The 22,797-nt window shown below is 60.5% G+C and carries 21 protein-coding genes; 6 read left to right on the forward strand and 15 right to left on the reverse strand.

Going from position 1 to position 22,797, the window contains the following annotated elements:
• Window positions 1-4 precede the first annotated feature (4 nt).
• The 3 genes from HK44_RS10495 to HK44_RS10505 are packed head-to-tail and all read right to left on the reverse strand — an operon-like array spanning window position 5 to window position 4,433.
• Window positions 5-2,392 (reverse strand): serine hydrolase, encoded by a 2,388-nt coding sequence (locus HK44_RS10495; protein WP_019692791.1) that lies wholly within the window; start codon window positions 2,390-2,392, stop codon window positions 5-7.
• Window positions 2,344-3,618, reverse strand: a complete 1,275-nt coding sequence (locus HK44_RS10500; protein ID WP_019692790.1) for a putative glycoside hydrolase — start codon at window positions 3,616-3,618, stop codon at window positions 2,344-2,346. Before HK44_RS10500 ends, HK44_RS10495 begins: the two co-directional genes overlap by 49 nt.
• Window positions 3,615-4,433, reverse strand: a complete 819-nt coding sequence (locus HK44_RS10505; protein WP_019692789.1) for a polysaccharide deacetylase family protein — start codon at window positions 4,431-4,433, stop codon at window positions 3,615-3,617. Before HK44_RS10505 ends, HK44_RS10500 begins: the two co-directional genes overlap by 4 nt.
• Before the next feature lie 104 nt (window positions 4,434-4,537).
• On the opposite strand from HK44_RS10505, the gene HK44_RS10510 reads away from it, so the two are divergent.
• Window positions 4,538-5,098 carry a nitroreductase family protein gene (locus tag HK44_RS10510; protein WP_019692788.1) on the forward strand — a complete coding sequence of 187 codons (561 nt, stop codon included), beginning with the start codon at window positions 4,538-4,540 and terminating at the stop codon, window positions 5,096-5,098.
• An 18-nt stretch (window positions 5,099-5,116) separates the two neighbouring features.
• Here HK44_RS10510 and HK44_RS10515 read toward each other — a convergent pair whose 3' ends face one another.
• Both HK44_RS10515 and HK44_RS10520 read right to left on the reverse strand, forming a co-directional pair.
• Entirely contained in the window at window positions 5,117-6,082 is a 966-nt protein-coding gene (locus HK44_RS10515; RefSeq protein ID WP_019692787.1) for a ribose-phosphate diphosphokinase, read from the reverse strand.
• 27 nt (window positions 6,083-6,109) lie between these two features.
• Entirely contained in the window at window positions 6,110-6,676 is a 567-nt protein-coding gene (locus tag HK44_RS10520; RefSeq protein ID WP_019692786.1) for a phosphoribosyltransferase family protein, read from the reverse strand.
• Window positions 6,677-6,963: 287 nt separating this feature from the next.
• Here HK44_RS10520 and HK44_RS10525 point away from each other — a divergent pair, with 287 nt between their 5' ends.
• Together HK44_RS10525 and HK44_RS10530 are read left to right on the forward strand one after the other, a co-directional pair.
• Window positions 6,964-7,671 (forward strand): phosphoribosyltransferase, encoded by a 708-nt coding sequence (locus HK44_RS10525; protein WP_019692785.1) that lies wholly within the window; start codon window positions 6,964-6,966, stop codon window positions 7,669-7,671.
• Window positions 7,664-8,341 carry a dienelactone hydrolase family protein gene (locus HK44_RS10530; protein ID WP_019692784.1) on the forward strand — a complete coding sequence of 226 codons (678 nt, stop codon included), beginning with the start codon at window positions 7,664-7,666 and terminating at the stop codon, window positions 8,339-8,341. The genes HK44_RS10525 and HK44_RS10530 overlap by 8 nt, the downstream gene beginning before the upstream one ends.
• Before the next feature lie 6 nt (window positions 8,342-8,347).
• On the opposite strand, the gene HK44_RS10535 is transcribed toward HK44_RS10530, so the two are convergent.
• Complete coding sequence (locus HK44_RS10535; protein WP_019692783.1) at window positions 8,348-9,715, reverse strand: erythromycin esterase family protein; 1,368 nt, start codon at window positions 9,713-9,715, stop codon at window positions 8,348-8,350.
• 302 nt (window positions 9,716-10,017) lie between these two features.
• On the opposite strand from HK44_RS10535, the gene HK44_RS10540 reads away from it, so the two are divergent.
• The 3 genes from HK44_RS10540 to polX all read left to right on the forward strand — a co-directional run bounded on the left by HK44_RS10540 (window position 10,018) and on the right by polX (window position 14,033).
• Window positions 10,018-11,436 (forward strand): hypothetical protein, encoded by a 1,419-nt coding sequence (locus tag HK44_RS10540; RefSeq protein ID WP_019692782.1) that lies wholly within the window; start codon window positions 10,018-10,020, stop codon window positions 11,434-11,436.
• A 25-nt stretch (window positions 11,437-11,461) separates the two neighbouring features.
• Window positions 11,462-12,121 (forward strand): c-type cytochrome, encoded by a 660-nt coding sequence (locus HK44_RS10545; RefSeq protein ID WP_031319385.1) that lies wholly within the window; start codon window positions 11,462-11,464, stop codon window positions 12,119-12,121.
• A 109-nt stretch (window positions 12,122-12,230) separates the two neighbouring features.
• Window positions 12,231-14,033: a DNA polymerase/3'-5' exonuclease PolX gene (gene polX / locus HK44_RS10550; protein WP_019692779.1), complete on the forward strand. Its 1,803-nt coding sequence runs from the start codon at window positions 12,231-12,233 to the stop codon at window positions 14,031-14,033.
• A gap of 84 nt (window positions 14,034-14,117) precedes the next feature.
• Here polX and HK44_RS10555 read toward each other — a convergent pair whose 3' ends face one another.
• The 9 genes from HK44_RS10555 to HK44_RS10595 form a co-directional block, all read right to left on the reverse strand.
• Window positions 14,118-14,504: a hypothetical protein gene (locus HK44_RS10555; RefSeq protein ID WP_080690604.1), complete on the reverse strand. Its 387-nt coding sequence runs from the start codon at window positions 14,502-14,504 to the stop codon at window positions 14,118-14,120.
• Window positions 14,505-14,535: 31 nt separating this feature from the next.
• Window positions 14,536-15,120: a Spy/CpxP family protein refolding chaperone gene (locus HK44_RS10560; protein WP_019692778.1), complete on the reverse strand. Its 585-nt coding sequence runs from the start codon at window positions 15,118-15,120 to the stop codon at window positions 14,536-14,538.
• Between the two features lie 204 nt (window positions 15,121-15,324).
• Entirely contained in the window at window positions 15,325-15,870 is a 546-nt protein-coding gene (locus HK44_RS10565; protein WP_019692777.1) for an Hsp20/alpha crystallin family protein, read from the reverse strand.
• Between the two features lie 101 nt (window positions 15,871-15,971).
• Window positions 15,972-17,465 (reverse strand): arginine-ornithine antiporter, encoded by a 1,494-nt coding sequence (gene arcD, locus HK44_RS10570; RefSeq protein WP_024264846.1) that lies wholly within the window; start codon window positions 17,463-17,465, stop codon window positions 15,972-15,974.
• A 198-nt stretch (window positions 17,466-17,663) separates the two neighbouring features.
• Complete coding sequence (locus HK44_RS10575; protein WP_019692775.1) at window positions 17,664-17,999, reverse strand: c-type cytochrome; 336 nt, start codon at window positions 17,997-17,999, stop codon at window positions 17,664-17,666.
• A 263-nt stretch (window positions 18,000-18,262) separates the two neighbouring features.
• Window positions 18,263-18,964 carry a VIT1/CCC1 transporter family protein gene (locus tag HK44_RS10580; RefSeq protein ID WP_019692774.1) on the reverse strand — a complete coding sequence of 234 codons (702 nt, stop codon included), beginning with the start codon at window positions 18,962-18,964 and terminating at the stop codon, window positions 18,263-18,265.
• A gap of 78 nt (window positions 18,965-19,042) precedes the next feature.
• A complete protein-coding gene (locus HK44_RS10585) occupies window positions 19,043-20,008 on the reverse strand; it encodes an FAD:protein FMN transferase (RefSeq protein WP_031319386.1) in 966 nt (321 codons plus the stop codon).
• A complete protein-coding gene (locus HK44_RS10590; RefSeq protein ID WP_019692772.1) occupies window positions 19,998-22,220 on the reverse strand; it encodes a PepSY domain-containing protein in 2,223 nt (740 codons plus the stop codon). The genes HK44_RS10585 and HK44_RS10590 overlap by 11 nt, the downstream gene beginning before the upstream one ends.
• A gap of 25 nt (window positions 22,221-22,245) precedes the next feature.
• On the reverse strand, window positions 22,246-22,716 hold the full coding sequence (locus HK44_RS10595) for a DUF2271 domain-containing protein (protein ID WP_019692771.1): 471 nt from the start codon (window positions 22,714-22,716) through the stop codon (window positions 22,246-22,248).
• Window positions 22,717-22,797 lie beyond the last annotated feature (81 nt).

Consider the following 22,797-nt stretch of genomic DNA (forward strand, 5'->3'; position numbering starts at 1 on the left):
AAGATCAATAGAACAAGTTCTCCTGCCGCAGTCGCGCGAAGCGCTCAAGCGCTGCGGCATCGAGCGCTTGCGCGGCGTCAGGCGCTGCGCCGTCGCGAATGGCTTGCCACACGGCTTGCGAGCCGATTGAACCACGGGTCGCCGCAATATCGAACGTGCCGGGATAGAGCGCATGCAGCGTGGCAAGCAGCGCCAATCCCAGGTGTGCGACGGGACGTTGCTCAGGCACCGGGTTGCGCGTGATGCTCACGCCATGACAGAGCTGACCGTGCCAGTTCGATTCAGTGGGCACGAAGTCGATCGGCTCGAAATGCGCGCCAACGTTGAGGGCATTTAGCGCATGGGCGAGCTGGGTCGCGTTGATCCACGGCGCGCCGATCCACTCGAACGGATGCGCTGTGCCGCGTCCCACGCTCAGTCTCGCGCCCTCGAGCAAACCGACATCCGGGTAGAGGTCCAGTTGGGACAGCGTGCGCAGGTTCGGCGAGAGCGGCACCCAACCGAGCCCGGTGTCGGCGAAGGTCATCGCGCGCCGGTAGCCCAGCATCGGCACAACGCGCAGGTCCGCGCCAATGTGCTTGTTGCGGTTGAACAGACTCGCCAGCTCGCCGACCGTCATGCCGGGCGCCAGCGGTGCCGGGAAATAACCGGTGAACGATTCGTGATCGCTGTCCAGCACCGGTCCGCCAAATCGCTGCGCACCGAGCGGATCGGGCCGGTCCAGCACGAACAGTGGAATGCGCCGCGCCGCAGCGGCCTCGAGTGCGTAGCCGAGCGTCGTCTCATAGGTGAAGAAGCGCACGCCGGCGTCCTGAATGTCGAAGACCAGCGCATCCAGTCCAGACAGCGAACCGGCCGGAAAGCGCCGCGCCGCGCCGTAGAGGCTATGTACGGTGAGGCCCGTCGCCGTATCGAGGGTGTCACCGACCCGCTCGTCCATGTCGATATTCAGCCCATGTTCCGGTGAAAACAGCGCCGCCAGCGTGACGCCTGGCGCGTGCGCGAGTACATCGACGGTGCGCCGGCCCTCGGCATCGAAGCCGCTGCGATTGGTGATCAAGCCCACACGCTTGCCGGCGAGCGGCGCAAACCGCTGAGCCTCGAGCACGTCGATGCCGGTCTGCACCGGGCCCGTCGAGATCGGCAGGCGATCGACGGCACTCAGCGCCGGTAACGTCGATGGCAGCCATTGGCCGATTTGCGCGACGCTCGCAGGCGGGGCCCGGCTTGCCAGCAGCGCGAGCAACTGCGCACGAAGCGGACGGGCGTCACCGCGGTCGTCCGGGTACACGCGGTTGGTCAGGATAACGATGAATTGACGCGTTAGCAGATCGATCCACAGGCCCGTGCCGGTGTATCCGGTGTGGCCGATCAGGCCAATCGGTGGCAGACGGTCGTGGTTCGACGCGAACGGTGCGGCCAGGTCCCAGCCGAGTCCGCGCCACGGCGGGGTCGCGAGCGGTGAGGCGGCACTCGTGAGCGCGGCGATGCTTGCTGGCCGCAGAATCTGCAGGCTGCCAGCGCGCCCCTCGTTAAGCATCATCTGCGCGAAGCGAGCGAGGTCATCCGCGGTGGAAAACAACCCGGCGTTGCCGGAGACGCCGCCCATCCATTCGGCCGTCGGATCGTGCACGCGGCCGCGGCGGATACCGGCCTTGTTCGCGAGTGTCGGCGCACTGCGGGCTGCTCGCCCGGCGTCCGGCACAAAAACTGTGTCGCGCATACCGAGCGGGCCGAAGATGTAGGCCTGGCAATACGCGTCGAGGGTGCGGTGGGTGATGCGCTCGACCAGTTCGCCCAGCACCACGAAATTCAGGTCACTGTAGATGACGCGTTCACCTGGAACGCTGCGCAGACGCTGCGCCGCAATCGCGCTCAACACACCTTCGCGGTCTGGATGCAGTGGCCGCACAGGCAGGTCTGGCAGCAGCCCGGAGGTGTGCGCCAGCAGATGACGAACGGTCACCGCGTCTTTGCCGAAGGCCGCAAAGGCCGGCCAATACTGGGCAACGCGTGCGTCCAGATCGATGCGGCCCGCTTCGGCCAGTTGCATGATCGCCGTGGTGGTCGCGATGACTTTGGTCAGCGACGCGAGGTCGAACTCGGTGCTCAGCGTCATCGGTTCGGGGTCGGGCGTTGTCGCGCGTTGCCCAAAGGCCTGGCGATAGAACACGTGCGTGGCATCCCCGATCAGGACGACGGCCCCCGGAAGGCGTCCGGCGGTGATTTGTCCCTCGATGATCTGCGCGGCTTGCAGGCGCGCTGCCGCATCGAGATCGGCGGCACCCGCGATCTGCGCCGCCGCCATTCCAAGCAGTATTGCCCAGCGTTGCAGCGCACCGATCAACGGTGCGGCAAATCGGCGGCGTCGTAATGATTGCGCGGGTTCCATAACATCCATCCATCGGTGCCGGCTGCATCGGCGGCGTTGACCTGTGCATTGATCGCCGCTGCGTCAAACAGGCGACGATCGAACGCATAGTCGCGAAAGGCTTGTAGCCACGGACGAAAACGCACGCCCGGCAGACGTGTGCGCTTCATCGCCTCTGTCAGGGAGCGCCTGACGATCTGAGCGGGATCGCTGACCGGGTTGGCCAGGCCCGGCAGCCCCCAGGTAAAACCGGACGGGTAGAGCATCGGCGAAATATAGTCGAGCGGCTCGCCGAGCAATTCGATTTGCTGGCCGATCGCAGTATCGTCCAGGTTCCAGCAAACGTAGCCGAAGATGTCCGCGGAGACGAATACATTGTAGGGCGCGAGCCGTGTACGTGCGGCCTGCAGGAGGCCGACAATCGCCGCGGTCCGGTTGCGCCGGGTATTGGACAGGGCAAAGTGCAGCCCGCTCTTGTCGGGGAAGCGCACATAGTCGAACTGCACCTCGTCGAAGCCCATCTGCGCCGCCTCCTCGGCGACATCGAGATTGTGCTGCCGTACGGCGTGCGAAAACGGATCCATCCATTGCAGGTTCTCGCCATCGCGCCACGGCTCGCCTTCGGTGGTGTGCACGCTCCACTCTGGATGTGCGGCGGCGAGCGGATCGTCCTTGAACACCACGATGCGCGCGATCAGATACAGGTGTTGCGCATGCAGCCGGGCCAGCAGCGCCGCAAAGTCGTGGTCCTGTGGTGCGCGCATCGTCACGTGCGCGGCTGCGCCGATGGCCTCGCGCGCCGCGCTACGATACGGCGTCAGGCCGCGGTCGCCCTTGACGTCGATCACCAGTGCATTGATCGCGGTGCTTTCGGCAAGGCTGAGGGCATTATTGCGCAGCGCCTTGCTGGTCACGCCGAACACCGACAAATACAGCGCTTTCGGGCGAAACGGGGTCAAGGTGAGCGTCACAGGCGTATCGCCGGAGACCTTCGCCTCGGTGCGCAGATACCCTGGAGCGCGGGCCGCCACGCTCTCCACCGCCTGAGCGATTTCGAACTGCCCGTGTTCGTCGGTGCGCATCACACCCGCCGTTGTCGTGATGATCGCGTCGGCGATCGGATTCTGTGTGCTTGAGTCGAGCACGACACCCGTGACGGCCAGAGCGCCTCGCTGGCTCAACAGGGTAGTAAAGACGACGAGCAGCGTTGGGATCGTATAGCGCCTCACTGCGCTTATGAAGGTCATCGTGCGCTCTCCGTTGCGGGCATTGCCGGGGTGTTCGGTTCGCCAAGCAGGTGCGCGAATGCGCTGGCGCCGTAGGCATCGGTCATCAGGAAGCGCGGCAGCGCGAGCAGTCGGTCGTGCCGGTCCGCCTTGCGCGCGTCCAGGGTGAAGGCGACCACATAACCGTCGTCGGCGGCGAGTGCGATCAACTCGTCGTCATAGATCCCGAAAGGCCACGCGAGCATGTCGATAGGCGTACCGGTTTGCGCCTCGAGGCGTTGACGGGATTTGTCGAGTTGCATGCGCACGAATTGCTGGAAATCTGCCGGCGTACGGTGTCTGCGCTCGACCTTGAAATTGGGATGCCAGTACGTATGCCCCTGGATGTCAAAGAGCCCGGTTTGTTTCAGGCTGCGCAATTGTTCCCAGGTCAGTGCATAGGACGCGTTCGAGATCGCCGATGGATAGATGAACAGCGTGACCGGAAAACGCTCGCGCTGCACGATGGGCAACAGCTTTTCGAATACCGAGCGATGCCCGTCGTCGACGGTGATCGCCACCGGCTTCTGCGGTAACGTCGCATTGGGGTCGCGCAACCAGTCGACCACCTCGCGCAGCGGCACGATGTGGTAGCCATGCTCGTGGAGGACGCGTAACTGGGTTTCGAAAGTGCTCATGCGCACGGTCATCGAGTCGTCCAGTGTCTGCGAAAAACGGTGGTAAACAAGGATCGTGACGCGCGGTTCGGCGCTTTGCGCAGCTGCGTCCGCACCCCAGGCCTGCCCGCCGATGCACACCAGCATGGCGCACACCAGAAGCCGGATCGCGCTGCTCATATAAGCCCTCATGTGGCAGGTTCTGACTTGATTTGATCTAAATCAATAGTAGATCCTCGTTGGCGGGCCACTGTATGAAACGACAATATTTGAGGCTGGCCGCCATGAATATCAACGAGGCAATCTCGGGCCGTCGCTCGACGCGTGAATACACGAAAGAAGCGGTTGATGAACTCATCATTCGTCGTTTGATCAATGCCGCCGTCCAGGCGCCCAGCGCAGTCAACCAACAACCGTGGACGTTCACGGTGATCCGCGATCAGGAACTGCTGGACCGGGTCTCGCGCGAAGCGAAAACCTATCTGCTTGCGACAGTGCCCGCAGGGACCCAGTCCGAGCACTTTTATTCGATGCTCAACGATCCGGGTTTCCAGATCTTCTATCACGCGCCGGTACTCATCCTGATTTCGGGGAGTGCGCCTGGTCCGTGGATCGTCGAAGACTGCGCCCTGGCTGCCGAGAATCTGATGCTTGCCGCGTACGCTGAAGGACTCGGCACCTGCTGGATCGGTTTTGCCCAGGGTTTTCTGAATACGCCGGAGGGCAAGCATGTACTGGGCCTCCCTGCCGGATCGAGGCCAGTGGCGCCCATCATCGTTGGCCATCCGAAGTCCGCGCCCGCGCCCGTCCAGCACAAGGACGCTGAGATCCGCTGGATTGGCTGAGCAGGAGGCAGCCTGTGCTCAGACGGTACCAAACGCTCCATTTTCTGCCAGTAACGTGGCAATCAGGGCGGTGCTGTCGAGGACGTGCAAACGGGTCGTGACACAGTCGGCAGGCAGGCGAAACGGAGGCACGCTGTCAGCGATCGCCAGGTGTTCAAACAGCGGCCTGTCGAGCAGGTCGCTGCCACCGGTGAACAAGCCATGGGTGGCAGCTGCAAACAACCGGGCAGCACCGGCCTGCTGGCAGGCAAGGCCCGCATGCATCAGCGTTTCACCGGTGCTGATCAGGTCGTCGAAAATAATCGCGGTCTTGCCCAGCACTTCGCCCACCAGCAGCGTACCGGTGAACGTCGCTTGGCCACGGTGCTTTTCCATCAGCGCACCACCCACTGCGCGTCCCAATTGCCGCTCCAGAGCCTGACGAAACTGCTCGGCCCGCTTGGTGCCGCCGGCGTCCGGGGAAACCGAGACCACCTCGGCGTCGCCGACCAGCCCGGCGAAATGCCGGGCGAACAATTCCGCGCACTGCACGTTCCAGGTGGGAATGCGAAAGGCGTTATCAAACGCTGCCGGGTTGTGCACTTCCAGGGCCACCAGACGGTCCACGCCGCAGGCTTCAATCATGGCCGCCACGTGGCGGGTGATCGTCGGGTCCTGAGGTTGGGTGCGACGATCCTTGCGTCCGTAGCAGAGGTAGGGCGTCACGGCCTGCACCTGGCGAGCGCCGGCATCCTTGAGTGCGCCGCAAAAAAACAGCAGCCGACACAGCTTGTCGTTTGCGCTCTGCCGGTCATCCCCATACAAGGAATGGAACACCACCACCTCACGACCGTTGACTGACTCCAGCGGTCGGCATTTATGCTCGCCATCTTCATAGTCGCGCTCCTCGTGGAGCGCCAATTGACAGCCAAGCCGTTGCGCGACGCGGCTCGCGTAGTGCTCACTGCCTTGCAGGGCAAACAGAAGCGGGCGTTCGGTGAGCATGTGGTGGCTCCTTCGAGGCACTCCCCGTCAGTGGGCGGCACCATGACGCAGAACTTCGATGCAAAACTCCGCTTCGTAGGGAGGCACGTTGCATTCGACGATGTCATTGGCGGCAACCTGTAAATGCACGCCGACAATATCGGCATGGATCGGCTGCCGGCAGACATGCCGATCGACCAATACGGCGGTGTAGACCCGACGCGCACCGAGTTGCGCCAGGTACGCGCAGGTGCGCAGCAGCGAATGGCCTTCAAACAGTACGTCATCGACAACAAGTAGGGTGGTGCTGGCAAGGTCCAGAGCGCCCAGAAGCGGGTTTTCGGTCAATTGCGTGTGTGCATGCAGCACGCTGAGATCATCGGCATAACGCTTGACCTTCAGGGGGTATAGAGGCAATTCCGGTTGGCCGGTCTGACGGGACAGATGTTGCTGTAAACGCTGTGCCAGCGGCTCGCCGCGGCGCTGGATGCCGATGAGTACCGCTTGAGCGGGCGGCAACAGTGCCGCGGCCTGGCGCGCCATCGCCTGCAGTACCCCATCGAGTTCATCGCTGTCGTACACGCGCAACCGCTGACTCGCAGGTAGGATCGGCATAGCAGTCTCCCGTCGAGAGCCGATAGATTGATCATAGCGCAAGGGGCCGCTGCTGATGGCGGTGGGCATCTCTGGCGTGCGCGGGGGACTTGATATAAATCAAGACCAGGGAGACCTCATGGGAGGAATCTGAATAAAAAACGGGTGTTGACCGGCAACTGAGCACCTCCCACGCGCTGATGGGCTGGAAAAGCTTCTCGGCAGTACGCCTGAACTTGTCCTGTATCCGATGCCTTGCAGCGTTCTGGCGGTGCGGATTTGGCTCGATTGCCTCAGGAGGTTTCCAAATGATCCAGAATTCCTCACTGAATACCATCTTGCGCGACCGGACTGCTGCCGGTCGAACCTTGGTGGAACCGCTGCTCAAATACGCTCATCGACCCGATGTCATCGTGCTGGCCTTGCCCCGTGGCGGTGTTCCGGTGGCCTATGAAGTGGCCACGGCCCTGGAGGTTCGCCTGGACCTGATGCTGGTCCGCAAGCTGGGGGTTCCGTCCCAGCCGGAATTTGCCATGGGCGCCATTGCCAGCGGCGGCATACAAATCGTCAATGAAGGGGCGCTACGGGTTCACCCGATTGACCAGGACACGTTTGATGCCGTGGTCGCACGGGAAACCCGGGAACTCTCTCGTCGTGAGCATTTGTACCGGGCAACGCGTGCACCGGTAGTACTCAAGGACCAGGTGGTGATTCTGATCGATGACGGTCTGGCGACAGGGGCCTCGATGATGGCCGCGATCCACGCTGTGCGCCTGCAAGCACCGTCGCGCATTGTCGTTGCCGTGCCCGTGGCACCACTTGAGACGGTCGAGGCGCTGCGCACCGAAGTGGATGAGCTGGTGTGTCCGCTCATTCCCGAGTGGCTGATGTCGATCGGCTATTGGTACGTGAACTTCACCCAGACCTCGGACGAAGAGGTTATCGATCTTTTGCGGCGAGCCTGGCAACGAGAGTCCAGCACGGGCACTGCCCTTCAGGAGGGTTCCGATGCTTGAGTCAAACTATCGAAAACTGAGCCTGGAGGACGTGGAACTGTCAGCCGACCTGCGTCTGCCGATAAATGCTATTGGTCTGGTGGTCTTTGTCCATGGCAGCGGCAGCAGCCGTTCAAGCCCACGTAACCAGCAGGTTGCAGAGTCTCTGGGCAGACGGCGGCTGGGCACGTTGTTGTTCGATTTGCTCACGGAGCCGGAGCAGCACCTGGATAACGTGACGCGGGAGCTGCGTTTCGATATCGCGATGCTTTCCCGGCGACTGGTGCGGGTGATCGACTGGATTGGCCGGGACGCGGAACTGCAAGTGCTGCGGATCGGCTTGTTTGGCGCAAGCACCGGGGCCGCTGCGGCGCTGTTGGCGGCGGCCGAGCGCCCGGACCTGGTCCATGCGGTGGTCAGCCGAGGAGGGCGGACCGACCTGGCAGGCGCAGCATTGTCCCTGGTGAGGGCTCCGACCTTGCAAATCGTTGGAGCCGAGGACCCGGTGGTATTGCATCTGAACGTCCAAAGCAGTCAGGTTCTGCGGTGTGAACAGCGTCTGGAAGTGGTGGAGGGTGCTACGCATCTGTTTGAAGAAGCAGGCACCCTGGAGGAAGTCGCCAGACTTGCTGGCGACTGGTTCGAGAGGCATCTGCGCGACACTCGTCCAAAGACCTCTGTCAGCCCCTGACCGGTATCACACGCCAAACGGAAAGGTTTCGTCTTCCGGTTCCAGTGCCTGGCTTTTTGGTAGAGGCAGTGCCGTCACCGGTTGCGTCTGTTCAATCCACACCAAGGCGTCAAATTGCTCGGCCAGCACCGCCTCGAAGTAGTGGCTGCTGCGCTCGCTTTCGGGGCGGTAAATCACCCCGATGGCCCGTTCCAGCAGGGGCTCGGACAGCGCCTTGCGCAGGTCTTCGCGCTGGGGATCTCGCCAGTCGGTCAAGGACGCGGGGACACCGGCTTTAAGGAACTGATGCTCCCAACTGTCGGCACGAGACGGCCGGATGTCCTTGATGAGCATGTCGGCGTCCCAGTCATCGGCTGCCGCCACCTGGCCACGGTCGGTGCTCATGCCGATCAGAACAACATCGCGCCCATAGGCGCTGCGGCACAGCTGACCGATATTGAACTGCCCCTTCCAGCCCATTTCCGTGGCTGCGGCATTGCCGATATGGGAGTTGTGGGCCCATACAACGGCCTTGGCGTTAGGGCCCCTGTGCTCAAGCAACGCCCGCAGCGTGTCGAACATGTGCTGGTCGCGCAGGTTCCAGGAGGCGGTCGAGCCTCGATAAATCGCTCGATAGTAGTGTTCCGCCGCCCGAACGACCCGGGCGTTTTGCGTGGCATCGAAGAACGCCTCGTCGTCCCGAACAAGCCCGGTCAGTTGCTCGGCCAGCATGGCATTGAGCTGCTCGACCACCGCTTGCTCGCAGGGCATCACACCGCCGTCTTCGACAAAGCGGCCGTACAACGCAGGTTCATCCTGCCAGGGAGTCAGACAGCCATAGCGCCGCCGCGCTTCGTGTGCCAGATGCGGGTCAACCCGGTCCAGATAACTCAGGACCTCGTGAATGGAGTTGCGCAAACTGTAAACGTCCAATCCGCGAAACTCGACTCGATGCTCGGGGGCGTGCTTGTGGTTGTATTGATGCAGCCAGTGGGCGAACGCTTTCACGTCGGTGTTGCGCCACATCCAGGTCGGGAATCGGCTGAAGATGTGCCGTTTCCAGGCTGTATGGGCCAGCCCGCGGACATAACGGTCAACATGACCGGCGTCTGGCCAGTCCGCTTCAACCGCCACAATCGTGAACCCGTGCTGCTCAATCAGCCTTTGGGTAATCGCCGCCCGGGTTCGGTAGAAGTCGCTGGTGCCATGGCTGGCCTCACCGATCATCACCACGCGCGCATCGGCGTAACGGTCGAACATTTCACCGAAGGCGTCTGAATTCAATTCCGGCAGCGGTTGCGCATAGTGACGTAGCAGAGGGGCAATAGTGGTCCTGGCAACCGTGCTGCGCGGGCCGTACAGTTTTTCCAGCAATTTCTGCGAAGGGGAGGTCATGAGTGTCGTCCCTATAAGAGAGGGGTTACCCGACTTGCAGCGCTCTGGGCTGCCTCTTTGATCATTCCTACGCCTTGAACCGGGCGATTCATTGAGTTTCGTCAACAAAGGATGCAATGCCCCAAGATAAAGTGTCTGCATCACACGCCCGCAGGCCGCTGAATATGACCTGACGCCATGGGCGTGATGAGCTTTGCAGGCTTGAACGGCGCAACACGCGACGGCACTTGTAAATGGCCTGCGTCTGGCTAGGCTCCATTCAGGATTCAATCGTTCGACAGTCTCTTTTCAGGGAAGCTGACATGAATGTGAAGGACGGCGAAGCAGGCGGGATGAAGTCGGTGGCGCAGTCGTTTTTTTTCGGGTGGCCTTTTTTAATCAAGTTACTCCGGCGACCGGGCACCCTGCTGGTGGCGCTATCAGTACTGCTGTTTTGTCAGTCAGCGCAGGCCTTGCCTTCCTTTGCACGTCAAACAGGACAAAGTTGCATTGCCTGCCATGCCGGTGGGCAATTTCCCGAGCTGACACCTTATGGGCGCCTGTTCAAGCTGACGGGGTACACCAACGGCGTACAAACCAACCCCTTGGCGGCCATGATCGTTGGTGACTTCACCTCGACGCGCAACAACAGTGACGGTGCAGGCAGCTCGATTTCCCCCAAAGACAAGCAATTCATACTCGATTTCGGCAGCGTGTTCCTGGGTGGAAAGATCACTGATGTCATCGGCGGCTTTGCCCAATTCACCTACAGCTCGTACGACCATCAGGACGCCTCGGGTAATTGGGTCGGCCACCTGGGTTCGGACAACTTTGACCTGCGTTATGCGGACAGCCGGCGGGATGCCTCACGAGATGTCATCTGGGGTGTCACATTGAATAACAACCCCACGGTTCAGGATGTCTGGAACAGCACGCCTGCGTGGGGCTATCCGTATGTCAGTTCAACCCTGGGCGCCTTCGGCGGGGTCCCCGCCTCGACGCTGATTGAAGGGGGATTGGCTCAACAGGTGGCGGGTATCGGCGCCTATGTTTATTTGAACAAGTCGTTGTATCTGGAGCTGACCTCCTACCAGACCGCCAAAGACACCTGGCAGTTTCTGAGTCTGGGCAACAAGAAGGGCGACACCTACCATCCGTTGACGTACATGGATGGCTCAAGCCCTTATGCACGGCTGGCCTATACCTACGAGTGGGGGGCCCAAAACGTGATGGTGGGCGCCTTTGCGATGAATGCCAAAATTCTGCCCCTGGATGATTCCAACAATCCGATCCATGGCCAGGGCAGCACCGAGTACCGGGACGTAGGCTTCGATGGCCAGTATCAGTACCTCCTTGAGCCCCATGCTTTCACGGCACAGATACGCTATGTCAGGGAAGAAATCAGGGATCACACCCAGACCCTCTTCGACGGACCCGCGTCCCTGCGATCGTTCAAGTTGAAGGGCAGTTATGTATACGGTGCCAAATATGGTGCGAGCCTGGCGTATACCAATGTCAATGGCAGCTCGGATGCCACGGCGTACCCGGACAGCGCCAGTTTTTCACCCGACACACAGATGTGGACGCCAGAGATTTTCTGGTTACCGATGCAGAGTCTGAGGGTCGGGCTCCAATACAACTATTTCACCCGCTATTTGGGCGCAACGAACAACTATGACGGCAATGGCCGTGATGCCAGTGAAAACGACACCACGTATCTTTATATGTGGTACGCGTTTTGATCAGTTGAACGCAGGGGCGTAGACCATGAAAGCATTGGGCATGAAGAGTTCTTTCAATCGATCGCAGATTTTTCTTGCCCTCTGCGTGGTGGCGCTCACGGGTTGCAGCGGGACGAACGGGGAGACCTCGGAGAAAACCTCGCCCATGTCCGGTATCGCGATGGCGGACAAGGTTTGCTCCATGTGCCATGGGCTGACGGGGGAGTCCGTCTCGCCGATGTTTCCCAAGTTGGCCGGCCAGCAAAAGGAGTACCTGAAGTTGCAGCTGGCTGACTTCAAGGGCCATGTCCGCAGCGATAAGACCGGGACGCAGTACATGTGGGGATTTACCCATTTGACAGAGACCCAGATCAGCGAACTGGCAGACTATTTTTCCAGTCAGAACCCCATGAAGGCTGACGCCGATAAGCCTGATGCGCGCGGCGAATTGATCTTTCGCAAGGGCCTGCCTGGGTCGGGTGTCGCTCAGTGCAACTCCTGCCACGGTGCCGACGGCCAGGGCAATGGCCCGTTTCCGCGCCTGGCGGGTCAACATGCCGAGTATATGATCCGCCAGCTCAAGGTTTTCCAGCAGACTGACCAGCGCCCGCGTGGCGCTCTGATGAAGCAGGTCACTCATTCACTGAATGATGAAGATGCCGCCTCTGTCGCGCATTACATTGCGACGCTCGGGGCAAAAAAATGAGGGCACGTCGCGGTTCCTGGCCTTCAGGCACTGTCTGATCTATATCAATGACCGCGTGGCGGGATCGGCAATCCTGACTCAGTGACCTCCACCGAGTCGGGATTGCGCCATGAAGCTCACTGCGGCACCACTTCCAGAGCCATTGCCAACCTTGCCCTCTTCATCGGCCAAGGTCGGGCAGGCGATCGGCAATGACCGGATCGCCGCGATTTTTGACGATATTGCCGATCTGTTGGAAATCGAGGACGCCAATCCCTTCCGTATCCGGGCTTATCGCAATGCAGCGCGAACCCTGAGGGCTTTGACCTTTGAGGTCGCGAAGCTGATCGTGCGCGGTGAACCGCTGCCCAAGCTCAGCGGTATCGGGGTCGACCTTGCCGGCAAGATCAAGGAAATCGTCATCACCGGCGATTGCGCACTGCGCCAGCGGCTGCGTACGACATTACCCTTGGGGCTGGTCGAGCTGCTTTCCATCGCCGGGCTGGGGCCCAAACGCGTCAAACACCTTTATCACGACCTGGGCATCGAAACTGCGCAGCAACTGTGTCAGGCGGCCAAACAGGGGCGCATTCGCCATTTGCCTGGCTTCGGCGAAAAGATCGAAGCCCGATTGTTGCACGCCGCGCAGAAGGGCATCGGCAGGGACCGCCGGTTGCCATTGGCCTTTGTGGCGCCGGTGGCCCTGAGGCTGACCGAGTACCTGCAACAGCTTCCCGGCGTTAAGGCGGCCACGGTTGCCGGCAGCTTGCGACGGATGCGCGACACTATCGGCGATATCGATATTCTGGTGGCCGCCGCGCCGTCGGTGGACGTCACGGCGCACTTTATCCAGCATCCGGACATTGCCACTGTACTGGCGCAGGGTCGCACCCGTACCAGCGTGATACTGGACACCGGCATGCAAGTGGACCTGCGGGTGGTCGAACCGACGGTCTATGGCGCCGCCCTGGTGTATTTCACCGGCAGCAAGGCGCATAACATCGCGATTCGCCAGCGGGCTCAGAAGCAAGGTCTCAAGCTCAGTGAATATGGCGTTTTCAGGGCAAAAAAATGTCTGGCCGGCACCACCGAACATTCTGTTTACCAGGCGTTGGGGCTGGAATGGATGACACCGGAGCTGCGCGAAAATCGTGGTGAGATTGCCGCGGCAGAGGCTGGTCGTTTGCCCAAACTGATTGAGTTGAGTGACCTCAAAGGTGATTTGCATGCTCATACCCGCGCCTCGGATGGGGGCAACAGCCTGGAAGAGATGGCGTTTGCGGCGCGGGAGGCGGGGCTGGACTACCTGGCGATTACCGAGCATTCGCGGTCCCTCAGAGTGGCCCATGGTCTGGATGCCGACCGGTTGCTCAAGCACATCGACCAGATCGATGCGCTCAACAGCCGCTTGCAGGGCGTGACCTTGCTCAAGGGCATCGAGGTGGACATTCTCGAAGACGGTAGTCTGGACCTGCCGGACGCTATCCTCGGGCGTCTGGATCTGGTGGTCGGCGCCGTCCACAGCCATTTCGGCCTGACGTTGCGTCAACAAACCCAGCGCTTGCTCAGGGCCATGGATCATCGCTATTTCACGATTCTGGCGCACCCGCTATGCCGGCTGATCAATGAGCGCGACCCGCTGAACCTGGATCTGCCGGTCATCATCAAGGCGGCCCGGCAGCGTGGTTGCTGCCTGGAACTCAATGCGCAGCCGCAACGCATGGACCTGTTCGACCTGCAGTGCCGCTACGCCAAGGATGAAGGGGTGCTCATTGCCATCAACTCGGATGCGCATCGCACCGTTGACTTCGCCTATTTGCAGTATGGGGTCGCTCAGGCACGCCGTGCCTGGCTGGAAAAGCCCGATGTGCTCAACACCCGTCCCCTGAAGGAACTCAAGGCGTTCCTCAGCGCCTGTTCTGCCCGGGGATGAGTGGCTGTGGGTGCGGGATTGAGACGCTCCATTCCCTTTCGTCAGCAACGTGCCGGATGACCTCCGAGAAATCAACTGCGCCTGTCACTGTATGGGCCCGGAGGGTGTCCCCGGAACCAAACGCCATGCTTCTGGGCATTGGCGCACATAGGGGTAGTAGCCTTTGGCTGAAGGGCAGTAATACCAGCTTGGCGCAGGCTGGGTGTTGGGGGGCGCTGCCATCGCAGGCGGGTTGGCCGGGTAGTAATAGACAGGGGGCGGGTAGTAGTAAACCGGATAGGAGGGGTAGTAATACGGACCGCGAAGGTACGCAGCCTCCCAACCCAGGCCCAGGCCAAGACCGATGCCCCACCAGAATGGAGCTCCGCCACGACCGCCTCCGTGCCGGTCGGCGTTGGCCGGTAATGCAAGGCTTGTGGCGATCAGGATCGCCCCTATCAACGCGCAACGTTTTACCGAGTCGATATTCATGATGTCTACCCAATAGAACAGTGAGTACCGTTTATTGTTTGCCTGTTTCGTCCTGGTCGCCTTCCATCCGCTGTTTGAACTTATGCATTGGCATTTGCCCACCGTCATGGCCGGAGAAACGGTGATGCATCACCGTCCAGAACAGGTCGAAAATGGTCTTTTGTTGGGGGTCCAAGACGTCGTAGAAGGTTTTGGTGCGAACCTGAGCCGCGTCCAGACGCACCAACTGCGCCTGCATCCAGTTGGTTTGTGCACGCAAACGCTCTATCCCCCTGGCCATTCTCTGCGGTGTCGTTTCATCAATCAGGGCTTTCGGCGTACTCGTCGCGTCATCGCGTCCGGGCTTGTCCTTATCCAGTTGCTGATTGGCATCCGTGATCACCCCCGCGGCCCATGTATCCCACGCCGGCATTTGTTCCGGCTTGAGATTGAGCTTGCCCTTGAGATCATCCAGGGTCTGCTGCGTGTGTTTGACCCAGTCGAAATCCGAGTGGTGACTGGACATCATGCCGCCGGGTGATGACATGGGCGGGTAGGCAAAAACGCTGGTTGATGGCAGCAGTAAGGCACTTGCCGCGATCAACAGGCATTGGCCGATCAAGCCTGATTTCTTCATCTCCAGCTCCTCTCGATACCGTGGGGTCAACTTGAGAATAGGAGCCGCTCAGGGGAGAAATCTGATCCACATCAGAAAACAGGCATACGCACGGGCAAGTGGATAGACGGGCTGCCAATAGGGGGCGGTGTGTGCCCCGTCATGATGTTCGATGCAAAAAAACCTTGCCGGTTTCCCGGCAAGGTGAGGAGGACGGTCATCGGTTCAATTGCCTTTGATTGGCACAATTTTCTCAGGCTTCATGGCTTCGGGCTTTTTCGGTAGCGATATGCTCAGCACACCCTTACTGAAGCTTGCTTCGATCTTCTCGGCGTCGACCCCTTTAGGCAGGTTGAACACCCGTTCGAAGGAGCCGTAGTGACGCTCGGAGAGGTAATAGCCCTTTCTTTTTTCTTCCTTGTCTTCCTGTTTTTCGCCTTTGATGATCAAGCTGCCGTTGGACAGTTTGATCTCGACATCCTTCTGATCCATACCGGGTAGTTCGGCGGTGATTTCGAAGCTCTTGTCTTTCTCGGTAATGTCCACGGCGGGGACGCCGTAACCGAACAGTTCACGAGACAAAACAGGCTCGACATCGAACAGCCCACGACTGAATGGCGATAATCCCAAAGGACCTCGATTGAAGTCTTCGAACAGGTGATCGACCTGTTCCCGCAGTTTTTGCAGAGGACGCCACAGGTCAGTCGTCGCTGGGAGCGGACTTGCTTTTTTTTCGGTATGAACCGGTACTTTTTTCACGGAATTGGCCATTTTCAGTTCTCCTCTTTGGCTATGTCGAGGTGGGCTGCAAACGTTTTGGACACCTGCGCCTGCCTCGAGAACAAACAGATCCCTTGTCCCTTGATTTGGCCTTACAAGGCCAGTTTCCCTGACCACAGCATCCAGCCGGCGAAAGCGGCCGCCGCCCAGATGACGATCAACAATCCCCACTCAAAGCCGTTCAGCGCTTGACCCTGGCGAGCCCGTTTGGTGGCCAGGTAAATCAGTGAGCCGGGGGCATAGAGCAGGGCGCTGAGCAGCATGTATTTCGGCCCTGCGGCGAATAGCAGCCAGAAGCAATACAGGGTAGCGACCGAGGCAATCGCCATGTCGCGCAGTTGCAGGGCTTTGTGTCCGGCATACGTCGCGCCCTGCCACGTCAGCTTCAACGCATACAGGCCACTGAACAGGTACGGCAACAGAATCATCGAGGTCGCCAGAGAGATCAGGGCCAGATAACTGGCGCTCGAATACAGCGTCAGCAGCAGGAACAGTTGAATGCAGCCGTTGGTAATCCACAAGGCATTGGCAGGCGCGCCATGGGTGTTTTCCAGGGCCAGTGGCCCCGGCATGACCTTTTCCTTGGCTGGTGTGAACACGGACTCTGCCGCCAGCAGCGTCCAGGCGAGCAGGGCGCCGCCGACCGAGATGATCAGGCCAATGCTGATCAGCATCGCCCCCCAGTGACCGGCCACTGCCTCAAGCACGCCACTCATCGACGGGTTTTTCAGGGCGGCCAGTTCCGGTTGCCTGAGAATGCCCAGTGACAACAGCGACACAGCAATCAGCAGCAACAAGGTGAGGACAAAGCCGATGACGGTGGCCCGTCCCACATTCACACGTTCTGCCGCACGGGCGGAGAATACGTTGGCGCCCTCGATGCCGATAAACACCCAGACGGTCACCAGCATCGTGCTTTTGACCTGATCCAGGGTGCTGCCCAGTGCCGGTGCGCCCCAGAAGTCGACCATGAACGTTTCGCGCTGGAAGGCCGCAATCACCAGGCCGATAAACAGCAGCAACGGAACGATCTTGGCCAGGGTCGTGAGCGCATTGGCCCGCGCTGCGGTGCGCATGCCCCGCAGAATCATCCAGTGCAAGGACCACAGCACCAGCGACGCCGCTGCAATGGCCGCTTTGTTATTGCCTTCACCAAATAGCGGGAAGAAGTAACTCAGCGCCGCGAACAGAATCACCAGATAACTGACGTTACCGATCCAGGCACTGATCCAGTAACCCCAGGCCGAGTTGAAACCGAGGAATTCGCCGCCTAATGCGCGGGCATAGGCAAACACGCCGTTATCCAGTTCGGGCTGGCGGTTGGACAAGGTTTGGTAGACCAGTGCCAGTGACAGCATGCCGACGCCGGTGATCAACCAGCCGATCAGGATCGCGCCGGCACCAGCGCTGGTGGCCATGTTCTGGGGCAGGCTGAAAATACCGCTGCCGATCATCGAGCCGACCACCAGAGCGATCAGCAGGCTCAAGGACAGGCGCCTGGGTTCCAGTTGGCGCAAACTTCCCGTCGCAGGGCGAGGCGTGATGCCTGGAATAGTCGGTTGAGTACCTTGCACGTGCGTTGCCATGGAAGCCTCCACGAGACGAGAGATTCTGCGGTATGAACGCTGATTCTTAATGTCTACGCGAATGGGCTGCCGGGACTTGATTTAGATCAGAGGAATGACGACCCGCTTAATGGACACAGGTTCCAATATATGAGGTTCTGACTGGCGCCAGAATGACAAACTCAGGCGGTGCTTAATCGTCAGTCCGAAATGATCACACTACTTCTGTTTATGCAGGTAATGCTGTATTGCATCAATCTCAAGCTTGTTTGGTGTCGCACCGTTGTCAGATTTGAAGCTGACAACGTTCCAGTGAGGCATTGGCGCCTTTAGCGGCTTCCCATGGTCATCAATACCGTTCAGTACAGCCCGCTCAAACATTTTTGACTTCCACTCGCTGGCATCCCCAGCCAATTTGGGTGCTGAGCCCCCAACGCCTCGAGGCCCATGGCAGGCGCTACAGTTCTCTTGGTAAAGCGCCTCCCCATCTGGAGATGAGGCAATAGTCGATGAGCAAAAGAGTAGGGCCATCATTGCAAAAAATGCATGCTTCATTTCCGGCTCCTAGGCAGGCCAATAGCTGCGCGGGTCACAAAGAAAGGGAAGGCCTTTGCGTGTTCGAACCCTTGAGTTGCTATCGGATGAAAGAGTAGCAGGTCGGATCAATCGTGTCGGGCTCTTTATACAGCTCTGCACCGTGGGGGTGCCCAAACAAATGCCTCCACGGACACAGGCTTGTCAGCATCACTCAAGCCCTGAATGTTGTCGCTCGTCGGTGACCGCGACCGGGTAACACCCAAGTCCATTTCATATAAGCGCTAAGCAACTGCACCAAATGAAATGCCTACGGCTGCAGTAATGGCCATCGCCAGCGCGCCCCACAGTGTCACCCGCCAGGCGCCGATCAGCAGATTGGCGCCGCCTGCCTTGGCGGCAATGCCCCCTAAAGCGCCGAGGAATACCAGTGACATGCCGGATATCCAGGCAATCACACTGTCAGTCGGTGCGAGGAGGGTTACGCCCAGCGGCAATGCGGCGCCCACTACAAAGCTGGCCGCCGAGGACATTGCCGCCTGCAGCGGTTTTGCGCTGAGCGCATCGGAAATGCCCAGTTCGTCGCGCGCGTGTGAGCCCAGTGCATCGTGTGCCATGAGCTGCGTGGCGACTTTACTGGCCAGCTCGGGTTCAACACCGCGCTCCACATAGATGGCCGCCAACTCTCGGTGTTCGGCAAGCGGCGCCGTCTCAAGCTCTGTTTGTTCGCGCAACAGATCAGCCCGTTCGGTATCGGCCTGGGAATGCACGGAGACGTATTCGCCCGCCGCCATCGACATCGCACCCGCCACCAGCCCGGCAACCCCCGTGACGAGCAACGTGCTGTGGGTGGCATTGGCGGCGGCGACGCCGATCAGCAGACTGGCGGTCGATACAATGCCGTCGTTGGCACCCAATACCGAGGCCCGAAGCCAGCCGATCCGCTCATGTTTATGGGATTCAGCGTGTCTGCGAAAGAACTTCATCGTTGAAATCTGCTCACTGTCGTTGAATCGATGCCGATCAAAAAATGCCTGAATACATCAACCGCTGGCCTGGTCGTTTCAGCGAGTTTCAATCTGCGCCTGGAGCCGTCCGGCAACAACCGATATTTCCCTGAACTGCTCGCCATCATGTACCACGAACAACGCATCCATGCCGCGCTCCTGCGCAAGCTCAGGACCGGCTTTCTCTCCCAGGACCATCAGCGCGGTGGCCCATGCATCGGCAAGCATGCAGGTGGCGGCAACCACGGTCACTGCCGCGAGTGAGTTGGACAGGGGCGCTCCGAGACCAGGATCCATCGTATGCGAGTAGTGCCGACCCGCGACCTCGATCCAGTGACGATAGTCCCCGGACGTGGCAATCGCCGCATCGCTGATCTCCATCACCCCCATGACCTCACGAATGCCGCGGCGGGGTCTTTCAATGGCGACGACCCAGGACTGGCCTCCCGGCTTGGCCCCGCGTGCGCGCATTTCTCCGTCAATCCCCACCAGGTAGTTCGTTATCCCCCAACCATCGAGGCAACGTGCCATTTCATCCACCGCAAAGCCCTTGGCGATGCCTGAAAGATCAAGGGTAGTCGCTGAGCGTTTGCGGGCCAGGTTGCGCAGCGGATCAATCTCCAGCGCTTGAGTGGCCGGCACACGCCCCTGACGGTCCGAGGCACTGATGTGCGCTGCGCTGGGTTGTTGTTCGCCAGGCCCAAAGCCCCAGGCATTGACCAGATCGCCCACGGCAATATCAAACGCCCCGCTGGATTGACGACCCACCCGCAGCGCCGTGGCCAGGACGGTGGTCAGCTCCTCGGGAATGGGCAGCCATTGCTGTTCGGGTGCTGCGTTGAGGCGGTTGAGCGCGGATTGGGCCTTCCACGTCGACATCTGTTGATCCACTGTGTCGACAGCCGCAAACAGGCTCTTGTGGATGGCGGCCTCATCCACCGACGGCTCGGCGTAAAACACCGCACTGTAACGGGTGCCCATGGTTTCCCCGCTCAGGCTATAGCGTTGGGGTTCAGTAGACATCTTCACGGTAGCGTCCTTGTGCTTTGAGCGTCAGCACGTTCAAGTCGAGCGGGGCCAGCACTTCATCCAGGGCGTTCATCACCCCTTTGGCCATCTCGCGACTCCCGCACACCAACACGTGGGCGCCTTTTTCAATCAGCCGGCGTAGTGCCAGCGCGTCGGCGATCAGGCGGTCCTGCACATAGCTGCGTTCATGGGTTTGGGAGAAGGCGGCGCGCAACCGGGTGAGGCGCTGATCCGCCAGATAGCGGTTGAGCTCGGACTCATAGAGAAAGTCGGATGCCGGGTGACGTCCGCCCCAGTACAAGTGCATGGGGTGCCGGGCTTTGTTGTTGCGGATAAAACCGGCCAAGGGGCCGATCCCCGTACCGGCGCCGATGAGAATCACCGGCAGTTTTCCAGGGCCGGGACGGAACTCGGGATTGGGCTGTATGAAGGCTTCGATCTGTCCTCCCAGCGGCAAGTCATGAAGCAATCCCGAACACACGCCGTCGGTGTGTTTACGCACACAGATTTCCAGCACGCCGTCATCCGATCCGCTGGCCAGTGAGTAGTAGCGCGGCACCCTGGAGCCGGGCGGCAGTACGCCAACCAGATCTCCGGCCTGGAACCGGGGCAGGCCGTTGTTGCGTCTGTGTTTGGGCGCGCCCGGTGAGTGGGGCGTTGCGACTGCGTTGAAACGCAGGATCTGGGTGGGGGCGTTCACGTGTTCGCCGTAGTGTGTGCGATCGATCAACGCCAAGGTCGTGGTATCCGGCAGTTGCGGGGTGTGTACCAGCGTCAGTTCATGGCCCAGCAACTGGCCAACGGCAGTGCCCCAACGGGTGAACGCCTGGGCGGATTGGCGATTGATGGTTTCAAGTTCCAGCAACTGCGGCCAGCCTGAAGCAAGCAGAGCCGCCTGAGTGTCCATGGCAAACTGACAAAATTTCGGGAACTGCCGATCGCCAAATCCCAGTACGGCAAAACCCAGACCAGGCTTTGCGCGGGTATTAGCCAGTCGTTTGAAGAACTGTGAGGCCGAGGCGGGGGCGTCACCGTCGCCGGTCGTGGCGGTCAGGATGAACAGCCGTTGGGCGCTGCGATACTCCACCGCGAGCCGGTTCATGGGCGCGGTGTGGACGCGGTGGCCGGTCTGGTGCAACGCCTCATGCAAGGTCTTGGCAAACCCCCAGGTGGTGTTGCTTTCGCTCCCGACCAGAATCACCGTGTCGGCGTTTTGCACGCCACTGTTGTGAGGGATTTTCGGCAGCGACTGGCGACGACGCCACCACAGTAGCGCACCGGTGATGCTCATCAACGGCACGCTGAGCGCGCAAACGCCGAGGAACAGGCCCAGCCACCAGAGGCTTTCGCCGGTATGCAACTGGTAGATGAATTCGTAGGCATTACGCATGCGGTCGTGGGGCTCGTAAGACAACAGTGCTCCGCTGGCGGGGTCGACATAACCGTCGCCCTGCGCGGTAGCCAACGAAAAGGCATCCTCGGGATGACCGACGCTGGGGTAGATCAGCTCGCGCAGGTCGTTCAGGTCAGTCGCCAGCAGTGCTGGCAAAGTCGCGACCGGTGCTGCCGGGCCGCTGCTGAGCGTGCTCGGAAACACCGGCTCGCGTTGCGTCCCGTCCGAGATCAGGTTGAAGGTGGTGGCCGACATGTACAGCCCGGTCAACGCGGACAACAGCAGGCCCAGAATCGCGAAACGCCCGACTTCAGCGTGCCAGCGCTGATTGAAACTGCCGCGCAGTGGCCGCATCACGCGCCGCCAGCCGCCCAGGCGTTGTGCCAGCAGCGCAGCCCCGGAAATCGACAGTATCAAGATGAACAGCGCACCGATGCCGGCTGCGGCGTGCCCCGGTGTGCCTGACAGCAATGAGCGGTGCAGGTCTTTGACCCAACGGGTGAACGCCGAGGGCGTATAGCTCGCAACACCCGCTCCGGTCAGCGGGTCGACGCGCTCGGCAGCGGTCTGGCCGTCCTGGGTGAAATACACGATGACCGAACCCGAGGGGGTACGGCGGATTTTTTCGACTTCAGGGTAGTGGTTCGCCACTCGACCGGCCAACTCGGCAACGTTCACCTGACCGGATGCCGGTACTGTCGCGTTCAGTCTTTCCAGGGCCGGATTGATCGACAGGATCGCACCGCTGAGCGCCAGCAGCATGACCAGCAGGGCTGCGACAAGGCCGGGCAGTGAGTGAAACTGGCGTAGCATGGTCAGCCTCCAAGGGGTGCCGGTGTCACATGTCGTAGGTAAAAGACTCGATGTAACCGCTGCCGGTCGAAGGTTTTCCCGCGCCTTGGGTGGTCAATGGCACGGTAATATCAGAGCGCGCCTCACGTTGGTTCTCGACAGCACTGTCGACGCGGATCTGATAGCCAGCATCGATCAGCGTGTCTGCCAGTTCAACGCTCACTTTCAGGGTGCGCCCGCTACCGACGCTGGCGCCGCTGACCCCGTCAAATTCGCTGGGGTTCAAGCCGCTGCCGCGGGCCCAGTCGGACAAATGCCTGTAGTACTTGGCCTTTCTGCCGGCCACCCACAGGGTTTTCTGGTATTTGCCGTTGGCGTCGGTCACATAAAACGCCAGATACGCGTCATTGCCGTCGTAATTCTTCAGCCGGGTGGTCAGGGTGACTTCCCGCGCCTGGGCCAGACCCGGCAGCGCAATGGCGGTGGCGAGACAAACCGCAGCAGTCAGTTTTTTCATGGTGGAATTCCCGTTAAAGCGTTGTGGCTGAATCCTGCGCCTGTAAGCTGACAGCAACCTGAAAGGGGATTCAGGCCTTTG

This window comes from Pseudomonas fluorescens HK44, from assembly GCF_000217955.3.
In the GTDB taxonomy this organism is placed as follows: domain Bacteria; phylum Pseudomonadota; class Gammaproteobacteria; order Pseudomonadales; family Pseudomonadaceae; genus Aquipseudomonas; species Aquipseudomonas fluorescens_AQ.